This window comes from Amycolatopsis taiwanensis DSM 45107, from assembly GCF_000519205.1.
Taxonomy (GTDB): domain Bacteria; phylum Actinomycetota; class Actinomycetes; order Mycobacteriales; family Pseudonocardiaceae; genus Amycolatopsis_E; species Amycolatopsis_E taiwanensis.
On sequence record NZ_JAFB01000008.1, the window covers coordinates 103,039 to 121,535 of the forward strand.

Genomic DNA, 18,497 nt, shown 5'->3' on the forward strand with positions numbered 1-18,497 from the left:
GCGCCCTGTCGACACGAACGCGGTCGCGCGCGAACTCGCGGAGAAGCAGCCATGACAGCGATACCCGAGGGCTACTCGTACGGGCCGTGGCACGAGGGGCCGGACCCGCTCGCCCCGCCGATCGACCTCCGCGACGCGCTTGACGAGATCGGCCGGGACGTGATGGGCGGGTCCTCGCCCCGCTCGGCGCTGGAAGAGTTGCTGCGGCGCGGTACCCGGACCACCGCGGGACTGGACGAGCTGACCCGCCGGGTTTGGCAGCGACGCTCCGAAATCCAGCGGCGCCACCGGCTCGACGGCACCCTGCAGGAGATCCGGCGCCTGCTCGACGAGGGGCTGGCAGCCGAACGGCGGGAGCTGCTTCCCGACCCGTCCGACGAGGCGCGCTTCCGGGAGGCGGAGCTGGACGCCCTGCCCCCGGGAACGGCCGCGGCCGTGCGTGAGCTGGCCGACTACCAGTGGCGGTCGGAAACCGGACGCGAGAACTACGAGCAGATCCGCGACCTGCTCGGGCGGGAAATGCTCGACGCTCGCTTCGAGGGCATGAAGGACGCGTTGCAGAGCACGACATCCGAGGACGTCGAGCGCGTCAACGAGATGCTCTCCGACCTCAACTCGTTGCTCAACGCCTATGCGCGTGGCGCCGACGACATCGAGGACCGGTTCGCCGAGTTCATGCGGCGGCATGGGCAGTTCTTCCCGGAGAACCCGCGCAACGTCGAGGAACTGATCGACGCGTTGGCCTCTCGCGCCGCGGCCGCACAGCGGATGCTGAACTCGATGAGCGAGCAGCAGCGCGCCGAGCTGATGGAGCTGGCGCAGCAGGCGTTCGGGGACCCCCGGCTCGCCCAGCAGTTGTCCACTCTGGACAGCCAGCTGCGGGCGCTGCGGCCCGGGGAGGACTGGACCTCCTCGGCGCGGTTCCGCGGTCAGGACCCGCTCGGCCTCGGCGAGGGCGCGCAGGCCATGGCCGATCTCGCGGAACTCGACGCGCTCGCCGAGCAGCTCTCGCAGTCCTACCCGGGTGCGCGGCTGGAGGACATCGACCTCGAAGCCCTGCAACGCCAACTCGGCGAAGACGCCGGAGTGGACGCTCGCCGACTGTCCGAACTGGAGCGTGAGCTGCGGCGGCAGGGACTGTTCGAGCGTGCGCCGGACGGCTCTCTCCGGTTGTCTCCCAAGGCGTTGCGGCGGCTGGGCGAGACCGCGCTGGCCGACGTGGTGAACTCGTTGCGCGGTAAGACCGGAGAGCGCCAGCAGGAGTCGGCGGGCGCCGCGGGCGAACCGACCGGGGCGAGCCGGCCCTGGCAGTTCGGCGACACCGAGCCGTGGGAGGTGTCCCGTACGGTCCGCAATTCCGTGCTGCGCACGGCTTCCTCCGGTGGCGGCCGGGTACGGCTCGACGTGTCGGACGTCGAGGTGATCGAGACCGAGCATCGGACCCGCGCCGCGGTCGCGCTGTGCGTGGACACGTCGTGGTCGATGGTGTCGGAGGGCCGGTGGCTGCCGATGAAGCGCACCGCTTTGGCGCTCCACCAGCTGATCTCCACCCGGTTCCGCAACGACGCGCTGCAGGTCATCACGTTCGGCCGCTACGCCACCGCGGTGGAGCTGGACGAGCTGGTCGGGCTGGAGGGCGCCTGGGAGCAGGGGACCAACGCCCACCACGCGCTGCTCCTGGCCGGACGTCATCTCCGGCGCCACCCGGACGCGCAGCCGGTGGTGCTGATGGTCACCGACGGCGAGCCGACGGCGCACCTGGAGCCCGACGGCGAAGCCGTGTTCGACTATCCGCCGCAGCCGCGGACCCTGGCCAAGACGGTGTCCGAAGTGGACAGGCTGGCGAAGCTGGGTGCGTCGGTGACGGTGTTCCGGCTCGGCGACGACCCGCGTCTGGAGGCATTCGTCGACCTCATCGCGCGCCGCTCCGGCGGCCGCGTGGTGGCTCCGGACCTCGACGGCCTCGGCGCCGCCGTGGTAAGCGACTACCTCCGCACCCGCCGGCGCTGAACCCAGAACTCGCCCTCCTGAACCCAGAACTCGCCCTCCTGAACCCAGAACTCGCCCTCCTGAACCCGGGACACGCCGGGATCTGGTGTGTCCCCGGTTCGGGTGCGTGTGTTCTGGGTTGGGGCGGGTGAGTTCCTGGTTCGGGTGTGTGTGTTCTGGGGTGGGGTGGGTGAGTTCTCGGTTCGGGCGGGTGTGTTCTGGGGTGGGGGACCGGGCGCGGCTTATCGGCGGGGGGTGACCGAGATGCGGGCGCCGCGGCCGGGCACGACGGTGATGTTGCGCGGGCGCGGCCGTTCCGGGCGTGCCCGCTCGGGGGAGAGGCGGTAGCGGGACAGTACCTCGCGCAGCACGGTCGTGGCCTCCAGCAAGGAAAATCCGGCGCCGAGGCAGCGCCGCACCCCGCCGCCGAACGGGAACCACGCACCCGGCTCCGGCCCGCCGTCGAGAAACCGCTCCGGCCGGAACCGCGACGGGTCGGGATAGTGCCGGGAATCCGCGTGCACCATGACGATCGAGGGCATCACAACGAATCCGGCCGGGAGGCGGAAGCCGCCGATCTCGGTTTCCTCCGTCAGCTTGCGCGCCACCTCCGGCACGACCGGGCGCAGGCGCAGTGCTTCCTTCACGACGGCTTCGAGGTACTTCTCGTCGCCTTCGTCGGCGGCGCGCGTCGCCGCACCCAACGTGACCGGATCCCGCGACAGTTCGTGGAAGGACCACGCCAGCGCGGTCGCGGTGGTCTCGTGCCCGGCGAGCAGTAGGGTGACCAACTGGTCGCGCAGCTCGTCGTCGGTGAGCGGGTCGTGCTCCACGGTGACGCTCAGCAGGCGGGACAGCACGTCGGAGCGGTCAGCCAGGTCGACGGCCCGTCGGCGGCCGGCGATCTCGGCGCGGATCAGCTCGTCCACCGCGAGCTGGTTCTCGTGGGCCCGCCGCCAGCGGCCGTGCCGGCGCAGCCTTTCGTTGTGCCAGCCGAAAATATCGAGGACGCCGATGTCGACCATCCGGACCAACCGGCGGCGTAGCTCGTCCAAGCGCGGCCCCTCGGTGACCCCGAACACCACGCGCAGGATGATCTCCAGGGTGAGTACCCGCATCCGCTCGGCCGCGGGGAACACCCGCCCGGCCGGCCAGCGCCGCACCTCGCGCTCGGTCAGTTTCGTGATCATGTCCCGGTAGCCGCGCAGGGCGCTGCCGGAGAAGGCGGGCACCAGCAGCCGTCGCGCGCGGTGGTGGACGTCCTCGTCGGTGAGCAGGACCGACCGCTCGCCCATCACCGGCTTGAGCACCTGGTTGCCTTCGCCCGCGTGGAACACCTTCGCCGGCCCGCCGAAGACCTGCTTGATGTCTTCGATGTTCGCCAGCTGGATGACGTCGCGCTCCGGATAGAGCCGCAGGTGGATGATGTCGCCGTAGCGGCGGCGCAGGATCGGCATCAGCACGTGGCGGAAGTTGCCGTAGAGCAAGGTCTGGACCGGTAACGGCGCGCGAGGGCCGGGTGGCAGCTTGCGGTAGCGCGCATCGACGGTCATCGCTGGCCTCCCTCGGGCGGATCTTCCTTTTATACGCCCACTCTTCCCACGGGCCGGGATGGTTTGCGGTGGCGGCCCTTAGGGTGGAGGTATGCGCACTTGGTCATCGGTCAGCCTGCCCCGCGTGCCCGGCACGCCCCGCCCGTTGCGGTTGTACGACACCGCGACCGGCCGGATCCGCCCGACCGCACCCGGCGACACCGCTCGGATGTACGTCTGCGGCATCACGCCCTACGACGCCACGCATCTCGGTCATGCCGCGACCTACCTGGCGTTCGACCTGGTGCACCGCGTGTGGCGAGACGCCGGTCACGACGTGCACTACGTGCAGAACGTGACCGACATCGACGATCCGCTACTGGAGCGCGCCGAACGTGACCAGGACGACTGGATCGTGCTCGGCCTGCGGGAGACCGCGCTGTTCCGGGAGGACATGGAGGCGCTGCGGGTGCTGCCGCCGCGGCAGTTCGTCGGCGCGGTGGAGAGCATTCCCGAAATCGTCGAGGCGATCGCGAAGCTGCTCGCCGACGGCGCCGCCTACCGCGCCGATGACCCCGAGTACCCGGACATCTACTTCGATCACACGGTGACCGGACGGTTCGGCTACGAGTCGAACTACGACCACGAGACGATGCTGAAGTTCTTCGCCGAGCGTGGCGGTGACCCCGAGCGGCCCGGCAAGCGAGACCCTCTCGACGCGTTGCTGTGGCGATGTGCGCGCCCGGGCGAGCCGTCCTGGGACTCGGAGTTCGGCCCGGGGCGGCCCGGCTGGCACATCGAGTGCAGCGCGATCGCGGCCAACCGGCTCGGCATGGAGTTCGACGTGCAGGGTGGCGGGTCGGATCTGATCTTCCCGCACCACGAGTTCAGCGCGGCGCATGCCGAAGCCGTCACCGGCTTGCACCCGTTCGCCCGGCACTACGTGCACGCCGGGATGATCGGCCTCGACGGTGAGAAGATGTCGAAGTCCCGCGGCAACCTGGTGTTCGTGTCGCGGCTGCGGGCCGACGGCGTGGACCCGGGCGCGATCCGGCTGGCCCTGTTCGCCGGTCACTACCGCAGCGACCGGGCCTGGACGGCAGAGGCGCTGACCGCGGCGCAGGCGCGGCTTTCCCGGTGGCGGGAGGCGGTGGCGCTACCGGCCGGACCGGGGGCGGAATCCACCCTCGCGCGCCTGCGTGACCACCTGACCGACGACCTCGACACGCCCGGCGCGCTCGCGGCACTCGACGCGTGGGCGGCCGAAGCCCTGCGGGGTGAAGGTGCCGACGCGAACGCGCCCGAGTTGGTCCGCGCCGCCGTGGACGCTCTGCTCGGGGTGGCTCTGTAGCGGAGGAAGGTGGATGGACATCTGTCTGGTGTGGACCATATTGAAGCCCCGGTGCTTCTGAAGCCATGGTCGGACCAGCGTGGCACACTTCGGTCCGTTCTGGGCGGCGACATGGAGGAGCGGATCGATGGGCATGGTGCTGGGTTGGGAAATGGTCACACCGGCGGAGCTGGAGCGTGCCTTCGCGGATCCGGAATGGGCGTGGGAGTTCGTCGATGAGGTGTGCGACAGGCCGGGGCAGCCGGACGGCTTCATCGAGAAGGCGTGGGGTGGTATCCAGTTCCTGTTGGACGCTGAGGGGCTCGGGCTCGATCTTCTGACGGATGGTACGCCGATCGATGAGGAGAACCTGCTCACTGGGTGGTCTGCGGAGACTGTGAAGCAGGTGGCGGAGGAGCTGCGGAAGGTGCCGTTCGCGATGTTGGCGCGTCACTACGATCCGGCGAAGATGATGAGTGAGGGAGTGTATCCGCGCATGTGGGATCACGACTCGGATGGGGAGCTCGAGTACGTGAAGAGCAACTACGAGACATTGGTGAACTTCTTCGTGCGAACGGCAGCTGCGGACTGTGCGGCGATCATGGAGTTCAATATTTAGCGTCGACCGTCGGGGTGCCGCGCTGAAGGCCGGTAAATCCGTATGGGGGGCCGTATAACGATCTATACGGCGTTGAAGTGCTTACGGCGCAGAAGTCCCGGCTTCTGACGCCGGTTGTGGCGCACGGGCTGATCTTGCCCGTGCGCCACTGTGCCTCGAAGCCGTTGACCGGTGCCCCCTGATCTGAAAGTATCCTTTCGAAAGGGCACTTTCAGATCAGGGGGTTGTGATGGCTGAATTGCCGCCACGCAGGCGGATCCGAGATGTCGAACTACTCCGCGCGCTGACCCATCCGCTGCGCGCCGCGCTGTTGAACTACCTGTTGTCGGTCGGCCCGCGGACCGCGAGCGAGTGCGGCCAGGCCGTGGACTCCTCGGCGTCGAACTGCAGCTGGCACCTGCGCCAGCTCGCCCAGTGGGGACTGGTCGAGCGGGTGGAGGCCACCGACGCGCGGGAGCGGCCGTGGCGCGCCGTGCCGGTCGGCCTCGACTTCGGCACCCCCGCGCCGGACCCGGCCACCCGTGCCGCCCAGCTCGCCGCGGGCGCCACCTGGCTTCGTGAGAGCGACGTGCTCACGCAGCGGTTTCTGGACAGCGTCGACGACTTCGAGCCGGAGTGGCAGAACGCGTCCACGCTCAACTACTACGCGTTGCGGGTCACCCCGGACGAACTCACTGAGCTCAACCGCGCGGTCGACGAGCTGGTACGGCCGTACGTGACCGCCCTTCGCCAGGACGTCCCCGAGGGTGCGCGCACGGTGCACGCAGGCTGGCGGGCCTTCCCCAGGGTCGAGGCGAACGGGGAGCTGAGCTCATGAACCCGTTGCGCGAGCGGGCTTTCGCCCGGCTGTGGGTCGCCAGCCTGTTCGCCGAGACCGCCGAGTGGATGCTCCAGGTGGCGCTGCCGGTGTTCATCTTCACCGCGACCGGATCGGCCTCCTCGACCGCCGTGACGATGGTCGCCGGCCTGGTGCCGATGGTGCTGGTCAGTCCGGTCGCCGGGGTGCTGGCCGACCGGTGGAACCGGCGAGTGCTGCTGGCCGCGGTGTGTTTCACGCAAGCGGCGGTTTCGCTGCCCCTGCTCGCGGTCGGCGAGGGGCGGCTGACGGTCGTCTACCTGGTGATGGTCGCGCAGTCCATGGTCGCGTCGGTGTACGAGCCCACCCGCAGCGCCTTGGTGCCCGCGCTGGTCGGCGAAGACCGATTGACCGCGGCGAACGGGTTGATGGGCATGAACAGCAGCGTGGCGCGGCTGGCCGGCGCCTCGCTCGGCGGCGCTGTGCTGGGCTTCGCCGGGCTCGGCTGGGTCGTCGGGGTCTATCTGTCACTGCTCGTCGTCGCCGGTTTGATGCTCGTGCCGAAGTTCGCGCAGCAGCAGGGAAAACCGGGCGGCGAACCCGGTCCGCTCTGGCGGGCCTGGCTGGACGGGCTGGCCGACATCAGGCGGGACCGGCGGCTGCGTACGGTCTGGTGGGCCCTCGTTCCGCTGTCGGTGGGACAAGGCATGTTCGCGGTGCTGTTCGTCGTGTTCGTGACGCGGACGCTTGGCGGCGGGGAGGCCGAAGTCGGGCTGCTGCGCGGGGTGCAAGCCATCGGCGGGTTGGCGGCCGGGCTGTGCCTGGCGTCCCTGGCACGACGGGCCCGGCCGGCGAAACTGCTGGGCTGGGGCATTGTCGCGTTCGGCGTGTGTGCCGCGGTCATCTGGAACGCCGTCTACGTCTCGACTTCGTTCCCCGTGTACGTCGTCTTGTTCATCGTGGTCGGCGTGCCGGCCGTGATGTTGAACGCCGGGCTGGTGTCGGTGGTCCAGCTCGCCGCGCCGCCGGAGCGGGCGGGGCGGGCGCTGTCCAGCATGTTCGCGGGCGCGGCGGTGTGCCAGGTGGCGGGCACGCTGGGCGCGGGCGCGGCGGTCGGCTGGGCGAGCCCGGCGGTGCTGCTCAACGCCCAGGCGGTGTTCAGTGTCGTCGCGGCATTCGTCGTATTGCTGGGGCTTCGTACGCGATCAGTGACTAACGTTGAAGCGTGCCCAGTCTCTTCGCCACCAGTGACCTCCACGTGACGCACCAAGGCAACGCGCCGATCGTCGACACGATCCGCCCCGAGTCGCCGGACGACTGGCTGCTCGTCGCCGGGGACGTCGCCGAGCGCGCGCAGGCCGTCGTCGACACCCTGGCCATGCTGCGGGAGCGGTTCGCCAGGGTGGTGTGGGTGCCCGGCAACCACGAGCTGTGGACCACCAGGGGGGACAAGGTCCAGCTGCGCGGCGAGGAGCGTTACCGGTACCTGGTCGACCGGTGCCGGGAGCTCGACGTGCTCACCCCCGAGGACTCCTACCCGGTGTGGGAGCACGGCGAGCGCCCGCTCACCGTCGTTCCGATGTTCCTGCTGTACGACTACAGCTGGCGCACGCCGCAGGCCGAGTCCGTCTCGCTGGAGGAAGCCCTGGACCAGGCGCGCGAGGCCGGTGTGGTGTGCACCGACGAGTATTTCCTGCACCCGGACCCGTATCCGAGCCGCCAGGACTGGTGCGCGCGGCGGCTCAAGCTGACCGAGGAACGGCTGGCCGCGGTCCCGGAGGACCACGGAACCGTGCTGATGTCACACTGGCCGCTGCACCGCCACCCGACGAACCCGCTGTACTGGCCGGAGTTCGCCTTGTGGTGCGGCACCACGCAGACCGCCGACTGGCATGTCCGGTACCGCGCCGAGGTCGCGGTGTTCGGGCACCTGCACATTCCGCGCACGACCGAGGCCGATGGTGTCCGCTTCGAGGAGGTCTCGCTCGGCTACCCCCGCGAGTGGAGCAAGCGCGCCCGCGGCGCCGTGCCGGTGCGCAAGATCCTCTCCAACTGAGGGGGCTGGGGGCCGTCCCGGAGGTTAGGCCCCCGTTCCGTGGCAAATCCGCCTTCCTCACCGGTTCGCCTCGCACGGGCCGGGTGCGACGACCTCCCGCGTGCGGGCGCGGGAGAGCGCGGCCAGCGGGATGGTCAGCGCGAGCAGCCCGGCCGGGAGGAGGAAGCCGAGCGCCGGCTCGCGGTGGTACAGGCCGGTGAAGGCCCCGGGAGACGCGGCCATGCCGAGAAACCGCAGCGCGGTGACCACGGAAATGGCGCCACTGCGGCCGTTTTCGGCCCCGGCCAGTACCGAAGCGTTGATCCCCACGAGGATCAGCTGGCCGCACACGCCGCCAAGGGCCCACGCGGCGACCACCACCGGCAGCGAGGCGAACACGCCGATCGCGCCGATCGCGATCGCGCCCAGCAGCAGCCCGCCGCAGATCGCGGCCCGCGGTCCGAACCGGTCGGCGGCGGCGCCGACCGGACGGGCGGAGAGGAACCCGGCGACCCCGAACGCCGTGAGCACGAGCCCGCGCACGCCCGGGCCGAGCGCGAACAGGTCGTCGACCCGGAACGCGACCAGGAACGGCAGGCCGGCCAGGCACGCCCAGGCGAGGAAGATCACGGCACCGGTCCAGACCACCGTCGGCTGCCAGGCGTCACGCAGCCGGGCCGGGGCCGCGGCCTTCGCGCCGTCGGCCGGCAGCGGGCTGGACGCCAGCACGCAGGCCACGACCGCGATCCCGATGAAGGCCCAGCGCCAGGAGGCGGTGTCGCCCGGGGGCGCGAATCCCAGGCCCAACCCGGGGGCAAGGCCCCAGACCCCCTCGGCCGCCAGCCCGCCGACCAGCGGGGAGGACGTCTGCCCGATGCTCTGCACCGCTCCGTAGGTGCCCAGGGTGCGCCCCAGCCGTGGTTTCGGGGTCACGTCGGCGAGCTTGGTCAGCAGCAGCGGCGTGATGAAGGCGTTCGCGACGCCCTGGAACCCGCGGCCGACCTGGAACAGCCAGAACCAGGGCGCGAAGACCGACAACAGCGCCGCCACCAGGTACAGCACGTAGGCGCCCCGGATGGTGCGGTTGCGTCCCCACCGTTCGCCCAGCGTGCCGGAGACCACCATCACCAGCGCGAACGGCAGCAGATAGGCGGTCAGGGACGAAGCCGCGGTGTTTTCCGAGACGTCGAAGGTCCGGGCCAGCTCCGGGAGCATCGCGGAGGTGACACCCGCCCCGAAGGGGCCGAGCAGGCCGCCGACGTAGAGGGCCGTGCGCGAGATCACCGTGCGGGACTCACTTCGGCGCAGGCCCTGGTCCCTCTCTTCCGGGCCGTCGGCGCCGAAGGTAGCGCTCGAACTCCGCGGCGATCTTGTCCCCGCTGGATTCCTCCAGCGAGATCTGGACCTCGGCGTCGCCGTGTTCCTCCAGCGAGCGCACGTAGTCGCTGATCTCCTCGTCCTCCTCGGCCATCTCGGTGACCGTGCGCTGCCACTCCTCGGCCTGCTCGGGCAGGGCGCCCAGCGGGACCTCGACGTCGAGCACGTCTTCGAGCTTGTGCAGCAGCGCCAGCGTGGCCTTCGGTGACGGTGGGTGCGACACATAGTGCGGCACCGCCGCCCAGATGGAGATCGCGGGGATGCCGGCCTGCACGCAGAAGTCCTGGAGGATCCCGACGATCCCGGTCGGCCCCTGGTAGCGGCTGCGCTCCAGGCCGAACCGCGCCGCCGCCTCCGCGTCGTAGGCGGTCCCGGTCACCGGCACCGGCCGGGTGTGCGGGGTGTCGGCCAGCAGCGCGCCGAGTGTGACGACGGTGGAGACGTCGAACTGTTCCATGTGCTCGATCAGCTCCTGGCAGAACGCCCGCCACCGCATGTTCGGCTCGGGCCCCTGCACCAGGACGACGTCCCGGTCGTACCCCGGCGGCCGGCACACCGACAGCCTCGTGGTGGGCCATTCCACCCGCCGGGTCACCCCGTCCACCATGCGGACGGTCGGGCGGCTCACCTGAAAGTCGTAATAGTCGTCGGGAGCCAGTTCGGCGAGAGGCTTGGCATCCCAGCTCAACTGAAGGTGTTCCACCGCGGTACTGGCCGCGTCACCTGCGTCGTTCCATCCTTCGAAGGCCACCACCATGACCGGGCGGGAGTCGTCGGGCAGGGTAGTCGGGTTGGCTGGGTCGCTCACTCGCCCAGCCTACGACCCTATCCAGGGCCCGGAGACCGTAGCCTGGGTGACATGCCGGAAGATCTCCCATCCCCGCTGTTGGACGCGTTGTCCTCCCGTGTCGTCGTCGCAGACGGGGCGATGGGCACCGCGTTACAGGCTCATGACCTGTCTCTGGACGATTTCAGCGGCCTCGAGGGCTGTAACGAGATTCTCAACGTTACGCGGCCGGACGTGGTCCGCGGGATCCACCGCGGCTACCTCGAGGCCGGGGCGGACGCCGTGGAGACGAACACGTTCGGCGCCAACCTGGCGAACCTGGGCGAGTACGGCATCGCGGAGAAGATCTTCGAGTTGTCCGAGGCCGGCGCGCGGCTGGCCAGGGAAACGGCCGACGAGTTCGCCTCGCCCGGCTCGCCGCGGTTCGTCCTGGGCTCGGTGGGCCCGGGCACGAAGCTGCCGACGCTCGGGCATGCTCCCTATCACGTTTTGCGTGACGCGTACGCCGAGGAAGTGCGCGGCCTGCTCGCGGGTGGCGTGGACGCGGTGATCGTGGAGACCAGCCAGGACCTGTTGCAGACCAAGGCCGCGATCGTGGCCGCGCGCCGGGCGATGGCGGCCGAGGGCCGCCGGGTGCCGGTGATCGCGTCGATCACGGTGGAGACCACGGGCACGATGCTGCTGGGTACCGAGGTCGGCGCCGCGCTGATGGCGCTGGAGCCGCTGGGGATCGACGTGATCGGGCTGAACTGCGCCACCGGCCCGGCGGAGATGAGCGAGCATCTGCGGACGCTGTCGAAGTCGGCGCGGGTGCCGTTGTCGGTGATGCCCAACGCGGGCCTGCCCGAGCTCGGCCCGAACGGCGCGGTGTACCCGCTGGGCCCGGAGGCGCTGGCCGAGGCGCTGTCGGGGTTCGTGCGCGAGTTCGGGGTGGGCCTGGTCGGCGGCTGCTGCGGCACGACCGGGGAGCACATCCGGCAGTTGGTGGCGGCCGTCGGCGGGGCACCGCGGGCGTCGCGGCGGCCGCGGCCGGAGCCGGGGGTGTCGTCGCTGTACCAGGCCGTCCCGTTCCAGCAGGACGCCAGCGTGTTGATGGTGGGCGAGCGCACCAACGCCAACGGGTCGAAGAAGTTCCGTGAGGCCATGCTCGAGGGCCGGTACGAGGACTGCGTGGAGATCGCCCGTGAGCAGACCCGGGACGGCGCGCACCTGCTGGATCTGTGTGTGGACTACGTGGGCCGGGACGGCACGGTCGACATGGCGGAGCTGGCCGGGCGGCTGGCCACCGCCTCCACGCTGCCGATCATGCTCGACTCGACCGAGGCCGCGGTGCTGCAGTCCGGGCTGGAGCGGCTCGGCGGCCGCTGCGTGGTCAACTCGGTGAACTACGAGGACGGCGACGGGCCGGACTCGCGGTTCCAGAAGACCATGCGGCTGGTGGCCGAGCACGGCGCGGCGGTCGTGGTGATGTGCATCGACGAGCGCGGCCAGGCCCGCACCGCCGAGTGGAAGGTCGAGGTGGCCACCCGCACCATCGAGGACCTGGTGACGAACTGGGGCATGCGGGTGTGCGACATCATCGTCGACTGCCTGACCTTCCCGATCACCACCGGGCAGGAGGAGACCCGCCGGGACGGACTGGAGACGATCAACGCGATCGCCGAGCTCAAGCGCCGGTATCCGGAGGTGCAGACGACGCTGGGGGTCTCGAACGTGTCGTTCGGGCTCAACGCCGCCGCGCGGCAGGTGCTCAACTCGGTGTTCCTGCACGAGTGCGTGCAGGCTGGGCTCGACACCGCGATCGTGCATGCGTCGAAGATCCTGCCGATGGCGCGCATCCCGGAGGAGCAGCGGAAGGTCGCGCTGGACCTGGTCTACGACCGCCGGCGTGCCGGCTACGACCCGTTGCAGGAGCTGATGCGGCTGTTCGAGGGCGTCTCCGCGGCCTCCAGCCGCGCCTCGCGGGCCGAGGAACTGGCCGCGCTGCCGCTGTTCGAGCGCCTGGAGCGGCGGATCGTGGACGGCGAGCGCAACGGCCTGGAGGCCGACCTCGACGACGCCATGCGGGAGAAGCCGGCGCTGGAGATCATCAACGACACGTTGCTGTCGGGGATGAAGACGGTGGGCGAGCTGTTCGGATCGGGGCAGATGCAGTTGCCGTTCGTGTTGCAGTCGGCCGAGGTGATGAAGACCGCGGTGGCCTACCTCGAACCGCACATGCCCAAGGAGTCCGCGGGCGGCAAGGGCCGGATCGTGCTCGCCACGGTGAAGGGCGATGTGCACGACATCGGCAAGAACCTGGTGGACATCATCCTGTCCAACAACGGCTACGAGGTGGTGAACCTCGGCATCAAGCAGCCGATCAGCACCATCCTGGACGCCGCGAGCGAGCGCGGGGCCGACGCGATCGGCATGTCCGGGCTGCTGGTCAAGTCGACGGTGATCATGAAGGAGAACCTGGAGGAGATGAACTCCCGCGGGGTCTCCGACCGCTGGCCGGTCCTGCTCGGCGGCGCCGCGCTGACCCGCTCCTACGTGGAGAACGACCTCACCGATCTCTACCACGGCCAGGTGCGGTATGCCCGGGACGCGTTCGAGGGGCTGCGGCTGATGGACACCATCATGGCCGTCAAACGCGGTGAAGCGCCGGCCGTCGACCCGGCCGAGGAGGCCAAACGGGCCGAACGCAAGGCCCGCCGGGCGCGGTCGCTACGCATCGCCGAAGCGCGCAAGGCCGCGCAGGAGCCCGAGGGTCCGCTGCCCGCCCGCTCCGACGTGGCCACCGACGTGCCGCTGCCGACCCCGCCGTTCTGGGGGACCCGTGTGGTCAAGGGCATTCCGGTCGCCGACTACGCCGCCTACCTGGACGAGCGCGCCACCTTCCTCGGCCAATGGGGCCTGCGCGGCAGCAGGGGCGGCGAGGGACCCGGCTACGAGGAGCTGGTCGAGACCGAGGGCCGGCCACGGCTGCGATACTGGCTCGATCGGCTGGCGACCGACGGTGTCCTCGCCCACGCGGCGGTCGTCTACGGCTATTTCCCGGCCCTCGCCGAAGGCGACGACCTCGTCGTGCTCACCGAAGCGCGTCCCGACGCGCCCGAGCGGTGCCGGTTCACCTTCCCCCGCCAGAAGCGCGACCGGCACCTGTGCCTGGCCGACTTCTACCGCCCCCGGGAGGCCGCACTGCGGGCGGGCGAGGTCGACGTGCTGCCCTTGACCCTGGTCACCATGGGTGAGCCGATCGCCGCCCACGCCCAGGAACTGTTCACCGCCAACGCCTACCGGGACTACCTGGAGGTCCACGGCCTCGGCGTCCAGCTCACCGAGGCCCTGGCCGAGTACTGGCACCGGCGGGTACGGCAGGAACTGCACTTCAGCAGCGGCGCGGCGGTGTCCGACGAGGACCCCGAGGCCGTCGAGGAGTTCTTCAAGCTCGGCTACCGCGGCGCCCGCTTCTCGCTCGGCTACGGCGCATGCCCGAACCTGGAGGACCGGGCCAAGATCGTGGACCTGCTGGAGCCGGAACGCATCGGGGTCAAGCTCTCCGAGGAGTTCCAGCTGCATCCCGAGCAGTCCACCGACGCGATCGTCTGCCATCACCCCGAAGCCAAATACTTCAACACCTAAAGACTGTTTTGAGGCGGTTTGCGTGGCGGTGCGGGTGGCGGAACCTCCAGGCGGTCCCTGGCTCCGGGATCTCCTCCTCATGAATGCCCAATTCACCACGTCGGAGCTGTCCTCGCCAGGAACCACCTCAGAACCCGCAGCGGCGCGAGTTGACGGCCCACCGCAAGCGGCTCCGCCGCTTTGAAACAACCACTTAAGGAGATACCTTGACTGAACCGTCCGCGACGGACGGCTTGGCCGCCGTGCTCTGGGACATGGACGGCACGCTGGTCGACTCGGAGAAGCTGTGGGATGTCGCGATCTACGCGGCGGCGGAGTGGCTGGGCGGCACGCTCACCGACGAGCAGCGGCTGACGCTGGTCGGCTCCAACATGACCGCCACCGCGCGGTACCTGCTGGCGGTGACCGGCCACGCCCCGACCGATGAGGCGATCGTCCGCACCGGGGACTGGATCCGCGACCGCGCGGCCGAGGAGTTCGCCACCGCGCTGCCGTGGCGGCCCGGCGCCCGCGAGGCGCTGGTCGCGCTGCGGGTGGCCGGGCTGCCCATGGCGTTGGTCACATCGACCGAGCGCGTACTCACCGAACTCGCGCTCGACACGCTCGGCCGGGAGTTCTTCGAGACGATCGTGTGCGGTGACGAGGTGGATGGGCTGAACAAGCCGCACCCGGAGCCCTACCTGCGGGCGGCACGCCTGCTGGGAGTGGATCCGGCACGCTGCGTGGCCGTGGAGGACTCGTCGCCGGGCACCGAGTCGGCGGTGGCCGCCGGCTGCACGGTGCTGGTCGTCCCCAACGACGTGCCGGTCGCCCCCGGGCCGCGCCGGGTTTTCCGCGAGTCGCTGCTGGGTGTGGACGCCGCGGCGTTCGCGGAAATTCTCGACCAGTAGATTCCTGTGATGAATTCGCAACGCGAGTTGTGGCCGGGCACAACGTCACGGCACGAATTCCACCGGAATATTCCGGTGCTTCGTGCCGATGATCGCGACATAGTGTAACGGCTCGCCGTGCACATTACGCCGGTGTTGATAACGCTGCATGGTCATCAACTCCAGCACGCCTTCGTCACGGAGCCGGCGGATGAACGCGGCGAAGCCGGAAGTGTCCTCATCGGACAGAAAGCGGTCCTTGATGTTGAACGCAATCCAGCCGCCGTCGCCGACGAGGTTGAACGCGGCGCGGAACGCCTCCGGCGGTATGTCGGCGTAACCGAGCGCGGCCACACAGGACAGCGTGTTGAAGCCGGTTGAGGCCAGGTCGCGGTGCAGGGCAGGGGAAAGACGTGTGACGTCGGTGACGTGGTAGGCATCGTACACATCGGGCCGGTCACGCAGCGCCGCCTCGCGGGCCTCGGGGATGATGTCCACACCCACCAGACCGCTCACGCCGATGTTACGCAACTGTTCGCCGACAAGGCCGTTGCCGGCGCCCAGATCCAGCACGCGCAGGCTGTCCGGCTCGTACCCGCCTCGCTGCAACTCCTCCTTGAGCAGCTTGGCGATCACGTCCGGCGACTGGCAGTCCAGGATGTCGTGGAAGAGTTGCTCGTACAGCCCGGGAATGCGGTAAATCTCGTCGTAGTCGTGAAACCGGATGCGTCGCCATTCTCCGTGCAGCAGAACGGAACAGTGCTCGGCGTCCTGATCGAGTCGGTCCGATGGCCGGGGGAGTCTGATCTGGAGGGTGGCCGCGCGGGTCGACGATCGGCGAGCTTTTCCGGCAGGTGACTCTCGGCTGGCCATTATCACTTCCTTCTTGTACAGAACGTGTTCGGGTAGCCAGGCCGTGACTTCTTCTCGTCGGCTACCGTTGACCGCGCTAGCGGCCTGCCTCCCCGCCCACGTGCAGCGTAATGCTATGTCACCAGCGTGCTCATCTTGCGTTTGAATAACCCTCCTTTCTGGCCCATTCGCAAAAGCTGCGAGTAGAGCAATTCCAGGCAACGGCAATCGATGTCGAATGTCAACCGCTCACCGGGTAGGGAGGCGAGGATGTGACGGGTCCGCCACGGGCGCGGCCCCCGGACCCCGCCGCCGGGCAGGCGTGCCGGGCCGGATCGCCGGGCCGGCCGGGCGGATGGAAGGATCTGCAGACCGTGAAGACCTTCGATGAGCTGTTCTCCGAGCTGACCGAGCGTGCACGGACCCGGCCGGCCGGCTCGGGCACCGTCGCGGCCCTCGACGCCGGGGTGCATGCGCAGGGCAAGAAGGTGCTCGAAGAGGCGGGCGAGGTGTGGATCGCGGCGGAGCACGAGTCGGACCAGCGGCTGGCCGAGGAGATCTCGCAGCTGCTCTACCGCGTGCAGGTGCTCATGGTCGGCCGCGGGCTGACCACCGAGGACGTCTACCGATATCTGTAGATGACATATTCAGAACGCGAGATGGCACTTGTGGCGACGAACTAGGACGCTGCACGTGGGCGGGGAGGCAGGCCGCCTGCGCGATCGACGGGCAGCCGACAACGGGTGTCACGGTCTGGCTGCCCGAACACGTTCTAATAACACCGACAAGTGATGCAGGACGGGAGCGAAGGCTGATGCTGCGGGTTGCAGTGCCGAACAAGGGAGCGCTGGCGGAGCCGGCGGCGGTGATGCTCGGTGAAGCGGGCTACCGCGGCCGTCACGACCGTGACCTGACGGTGCTCGACCATGCCAACGATGTCGAGTTCTTCTTCCTGCGCCCGAAGGACATCCCGATCTACGTCGGCTCCGGTGAGCTCGATCTCGGCCTCACCGGCCGTGACCTGGCCATCGATTCGCGCGCCCCGGTCGAGGAGGTCCTCGCGCTGGGCTTCGGCGCGTCCACGTTCCGCTTCGCCGCGCCCGATGGCCAGGACTGGAAGCCCACCGACCTGCACGGCAGGCGCGTGGCCACGTCGTTTCCGAACCTGGTGCGCGACCATCTCGCCGAGCAGGGCGTGGACGCCGAGGTCATCCGCCTGGACGGGGCGGTGGAGATCTCCGTCCAGCTCGGCGTCGCCGACGCCATCGCCGATGTGGTGGAGACCGGCCGATCGCTGCGGCAGCACAACCTCATCGCCTTCGGGGACCCGATCTGCGTGTCCGAGGCGGTACTCGTGCAGCGCTCGGGCGCCGCGCCGTCGAAGGTGAAGTCGCAGTTGGTCGCCCGCCTGCAGGGCGTCGTCTTCGCGCAGCAGTACATGATGCTCGATTACGACTGCCCGCGCGCGCTGCTGCCCAGGGCGGTGGCGATCACACCCGGCATCGAGTCGCCCACCGTCGCGCCGCTGGCCGACCCGGACTGGGTCGCCGTTCGCGCCATGGTGCCGCGCAAGGAAGTCAACCGGGTCATGGACGAGCTGGCCGAGACCGGCGCGAAGGCGGTGCTCGCCTCCGACATCCGGTCCTGCCGCATGTGACTCGCCGGCCCGGCTACCCGCCGGACGCGGTTCCCACCACGACGGTCGCATCCAGGTCGGCGGAGTGGGCCACGCTCGGGACGAGCCCGGCCGCGGCGAACACTTCGGCGATCCGGGCTGCTTGCCGCTCGCTCGCCTCGGTCAGCAGCCGGCCACCGGGCGCCAGCCAGGCCGGTGCCCCGGCGGCGACCCGGCGTGTCACCGCGAGCCCGTCCGGGCCGCCGTCGAGCGCGATTCGCGGTTCGTGCTCGCGCGCCTCGGCGGGCAGCAACGCCACCGCGTCGGTGGGCACGTACGGGACGTTCGCCAGCAGGATGTCCACCCGGCCCCGCAGGTCCGGCGGCAGCGGCTGGTAGAGGTCACCGAGGTGGGCCCGGCCGCCGACGGCGGCGAGGTTGCGCCGGGCGCAGCGCACCGCGACCGGGTCGATGTCGGCGGCATGCAGTTCGACCTGGCCCGACCTCCCGGCCAGTTTCGTGGCCACGGCGACGCCGAGCGCGCCCGACCCGCAGCACAGGTCGAGGACAACCGGCCCGGGTTCGGTCCGCTTGGCGGGTCGAGCGTGGTTCATGGCCACCTCGACGAGGAACTCGGTGCGGCGGCGCGGGATGAACACCCCGGGGTCGAGCGCGATCCGCAGACCGGAAAACTCGGCCCAGCCCAGGACGTGCTCCAGCGGCAGGCCACTGATCCGCCGTTCCACCATGGCGTCGAGTTCGGCCGGGGTACGGGCGGTGGAGATCAGCAGACGGGCTTCGTCCTCGGCGAACACGCAGCCGGCGGAGCGAAGCCGCGTCACGATGACGGATCGCGAATCAGCGGAGGGCAAGACAGACATGAGAGCGCCTTTCGAAAGGTCGATGGGCGCTCTCGCCCCTCAGCGTGCGGGACGGCGGTGAGAGCACCCGGCCTGACTGGCGTTGATGGATCTCACCTCCTGAGCGGCGGCACGCGGTTCGTACCGCAACATTACTGGCAGACGCCTGGCGACTAACCGCGGGGCCGTGCATGGCGTGTGTGCAGGTTT

The 18,497-nt window shown here is 69.9% G+C and carries 15 protein-coding genes; 10 read left to right on the forward strand and 5 right to left on the reverse strand.

Annotated elements, in window-relative coordinates:
• Positions 1-51 precede the first annotated feature (51 nt).
• Positions 52-2,010: a vWA domain-containing protein gene (locus A3CU_RS0107370; protein ID WP_027941752.1), complete on the forward strand. Its 1,959-nt coding sequence runs from the start codon at positions 52-54 to the stop codon at positions 2,008-2,010.
• 221 nt (positions 2,011-2,231) lie between these two features.
• On the opposite strand, the gene A3CU_RS0107380 is transcribed toward A3CU_RS0107370, so the two are convergent.
• Entirely contained in the window at positions 2,232-3,542 is a 1,311-nt protein-coding gene (locus A3CU_RS0107380; protein WP_027941753.1) for a cytochrome P450, read from the reverse strand.
• Between the two features lie 91 nt (positions 3,543-3,633).
• Between A3CU_RS0107380 and mshC the strand changes: the two genes are divergently transcribed.
• The 5 genes from mshC (at position 3,634) to A3CU_RS0107405 (ending at position 8,322) form a co-directional block, all read left to right on the forward strand.
• Positions 3,634-4,872, forward strand: coding sequence for a cysteine--1-D-myo-inosityl 2-amino-2-deoxy-alpha-D-glucopyranoside ligase (gene mshC, locus A3CU_RS0107385; protein ID WP_027941754.1), 1,239 nt, complete (start codon positions 3,634-3,636; stop codon positions 4,870-4,872).
• A 127-nt stretch (positions 4,873-4,999) separates the two neighbouring features.
• Positions 5,000-5,470 carry a YfbM family protein gene (locus A3CU_RS0107390; protein ID WP_027941755.1) on the forward strand — a complete coding sequence of 157 codons (471 nt, stop codon included), beginning with the start codon at positions 5,000-5,002 and terminating at the stop codon, positions 5,468-5,470.
• Between the two features lie 229 nt (positions 5,471-5,699).
• A complete protein-coding gene (locus A3CU_RS0107395) occupies positions 5,700-6,287 on the forward strand; it encodes an ArsR/SmtB family transcription factor (RefSeq protein ID WP_027941756.1) in 588 nt (195 codons plus the stop codon).
• On the forward strand, positions 6,284-7,528 hold the full coding sequence (locus tag A3CU_RS43760; RefSeq protein ID WP_043840744.1) for an MFS transporter: 1,245 nt from the start codon (positions 6,284-6,286) through the stop codon (positions 7,526-7,528). Before A3CU_RS0107395 ends, A3CU_RS43760 begins: the two co-directional genes overlap by 4 nt.
• On the forward strand, positions 7,492-8,322 hold the full coding sequence (locus A3CU_RS0107405) for a metallophosphoesterase family protein (RefSeq protein ID WP_027941757.1): 831 nt from the start codon (positions 7,492-7,494) through the stop codon (positions 8,320-8,322). The genes A3CU_RS43760 and A3CU_RS0107405 overlap by 37 nt, the downstream gene beginning before the upstream one ends.
• Positions 8,323-8,379: 57 nt before the next feature.
• Here A3CU_RS0107405 and A3CU_RS43765 read toward each other — a convergent pair whose 3' ends face one another.
• Both A3CU_RS43765 and A3CU_RS0107415 read right to left on the reverse strand, forming a co-directional pair.
• Entirely contained in the window at positions 8,380-9,585 is a 1,206-nt protein-coding gene (locus tag A3CU_RS43765; protein WP_052371522.1) for an MFS transporter, read from the reverse strand.
• Between the two features lie 10 nt (positions 9,586-9,595).
• Positions 9,596-10,435 (reverse strand): PAC2 family protein, encoded by an 840-nt coding sequence (locus tag A3CU_RS0107415; protein ID WP_156960283.1) that lies wholly within the window; start codon positions 10,433-10,435, stop codon positions 9,596-9,598.
• Between the two features lie 102 nt (positions 10,436-10,537).
• Between A3CU_RS0107415 and metH the strand changes: the two genes are divergently transcribed.
• A complete protein-coding gene (gene metH / locus A3CU_RS0107420; protein WP_027941759.1) occupies positions 10,538-14,092 on the forward strand; it encodes a methionine synthase in 3,555 nt (1,184 codons plus the stop codon).
• Positions 14,093-14,298: 206 nt separating this feature from the next.
• Positions 14,299-14,982, forward strand: coding sequence for an HAD family hydrolase (locus A3CU_RS0107425; RefSeq protein ID WP_027941760.1), 684 nt, complete (start codon positions 14,299-14,301; stop codon positions 14,980-14,982).
• 45 nt (positions 14,983-15,027) lie between these two features.
• On the opposite strand, the gene A3CU_RS0107430 is transcribed toward A3CU_RS0107425, so the two are convergent.
• Positions 15,028-15,834 (reverse strand): class I SAM-dependent DNA methyltransferase, encoded by an 807-nt coding sequence (locus A3CU_RS0107430; RefSeq protein ID WP_027941761.1) that lies wholly within the window; start codon positions 15,832-15,834, stop codon positions 15,028-15,030.
• Positions 15,835-16,187: 353 nt separating this feature from the next.
• On the opposite strand from A3CU_RS0107430, the gene A3CU_RS0107435 reads away from it, so the two are divergent.
• Both A3CU_RS0107435 and hisG read left to right on the forward strand, forming a co-directional pair.
• Positions 16,188-16,451: a phosphoribosyl-ATP diphosphatase gene (locus A3CU_RS0107435; protein WP_027941762.1), complete on the forward strand. Its 264-nt coding sequence runs from the start codon at positions 16,188-16,190 to the stop codon at positions 16,449-16,451.
• 176 nt (positions 16,452-16,627) lie between these two features.
• Positions 16,628-17,470 carry an ATP phosphoribosyltransferase gene (gene hisG / locus A3CU_RS0107440; protein WP_027941763.1) on the forward strand — a complete coding sequence of 281 codons (843 nt, stop codon included), beginning with the start codon at positions 16,628-16,630 and terminating at the stop codon, positions 17,468-17,470.
• Positions 17,471-17,483: 13 nt separating this feature from the next.
• On the opposite strand, the gene A3CU_RS0107445 is transcribed toward hisG, so the two are convergent.
• Positions 17,484-18,308, reverse strand: coding sequence for a putative protein N(5)-glutamine methyltransferase (locus A3CU_RS0107445; RefSeq protein ID WP_027941764.1), 825 nt, complete (start codon positions 18,306-18,308; stop codon positions 17,484-17,486).
• Between the last annotated feature and the right edge of the window lie 189 nt (positions 18,309-18,497).